Raw genomic sequence first — 1,043 nt, forward strand, 5'->3', positions numbered from 1 at the left:
TTACGGCCCGTGAATCACCGGGGCTAGTGGCTAAAAGACGACGCCGGGTTCCGGGGCCGGGATCCGTGGCACCGGCGGGGTGTCGCCGGTGTGGGTCCACTGCTCCCGGGGGAGCGCCGTGCGCGCGGCCCAAAATACGCTGGAGGGGTCCGTGCTCCCACCGCCACCCAACCACCACGGCCCCGTCGCGGTCACGGGCCAGGGGCTGGCGGCGGCGCGGGCCATGCCATCCTCCACGCCGGGGTCCCGAAGGTCAACGACCACGACACCATCGACGGCCGCGACGGTCTGACCGTCGGGACCGCTGAAGGTGACGGTCAGGCCGGTCATGGGTCCAGTGTGCGCTCGCCCGAGTACTTCGGGACGTAGGAGAAGGTCTCCCCGTAGCGGACTAGCCGCCCCATGGGCTGGTCGTCGCTGGTCGTGCCCTCGAAGTAGACGCCATTCTCGCCAGGAGACTCCCGAACCTCTCGCACCGCCAGAAGGTGGTCCACCCAGTTGACGACAATGGCTTCGACGTCTCCGGGTTGGACCTCACCAAGGATTCCCCGGCGGTACTGGCTATCGACTCCACCATCCTCTCCGTTCGTGATCACCGGAGCCAGTCCCAGAAGGACTTCGGCATCCAGCCTTGACGATCCTGTGTCACCACGCTGATGAACCAGTGGTCACCAGCATCAGTTACAGCCTTGATTCGTTGGTGGGCTTGATCGGTGGTCAGGTTCGTCTTGACGAACCATGTGGAGTCGAGTGGATGGTTCCAATCGCCCATCGCCTTGATGGTGTCGTAGACGGCTTCGTAGTTCTGACCTGGACTGTTGAGGTCGTAGGTAATGAGCAGGGTGGCCACTTGGGGCCTCCTTCCGTCGGAGTTCCGCCGACGATAACAGTGGGCTCCGACACTGTCGGGACAGTCTGAGCGCCCCCTCATGCCTGGCTCCAGGCCTTGACTGGCACGTCCCTGGCACGGACGCCGTCCGACTCTCCAGTTACGTGCCCTCACCAGCGCAAACCCAAGCGCCCCCGAGAGGATTCGAACCCCT

3 protein-coding genes are annotated in these 1,043 nt (G+C 64.8%); all 3 read right to left on the reverse strand.

What is annotated here, in order from left to right; genetic code table 11:
* Window positions 1-30: 30 nt before the first annotated feature.
* Genes G6019_RS10850 through G6019_RS10860 form a run of 3 tightly spaced genes read right to left on the reverse strand, consistent with a single transcriptional unit; the run spans window position 31 to window position 850 of the window.
* Complete coding sequence (locus G6019_RS10850) at window positions 31-330, reverse strand: hypothetical protein (RefSeq protein ID WP_182613698.1); 300 nt, start codon at window positions 328-330, stop codon at window positions 31-33.
* Window positions 327-596 carry a hypothetical protein gene (locus tag G6019_RS10855; protein WP_182613697.1) on the reverse strand — a complete coding sequence of 90 codons (270 nt, stop codon included), beginning with the start codon at window positions 594-596 and terminating at the stop codon, window positions 327-329. Before G6019_RS10855 ends, G6019_RS10850 begins: the two co-directional genes overlap by 4 nt.
* On the reverse strand, window positions 593-850 hold the full coding sequence (locus G6019_RS10860) for a hypothetical protein (protein WP_182627575.1): 258 nt from the start codon (window positions 848-850) through the stop codon (window positions 593-595). Before G6019_RS10860 ends, G6019_RS10855 begins: the two co-directional genes overlap by 4 nt.
* Window positions 851-1,043 lie beyond the last annotated feature (193 nt).

The sequence above is a fragment of the Dietzia sp. DQ12-76 genome (genome assembly GCF_014145045.1).
Lineage (GTDB): Bacteria > Actinomycetota > Actinomycetes > Mycobacteriales > Mycobacteriaceae > Dietzia.

What these genes read in the sequence shown, in the direction of transcription:
- G6019_RS10850 (WP_182613698.1), bottom strand. Translation starts at nt 330, where the DNA reads ATGACCGGCCTGACCGTCACCTTCAGCGGTCCCGACGGTCAGACCGTC.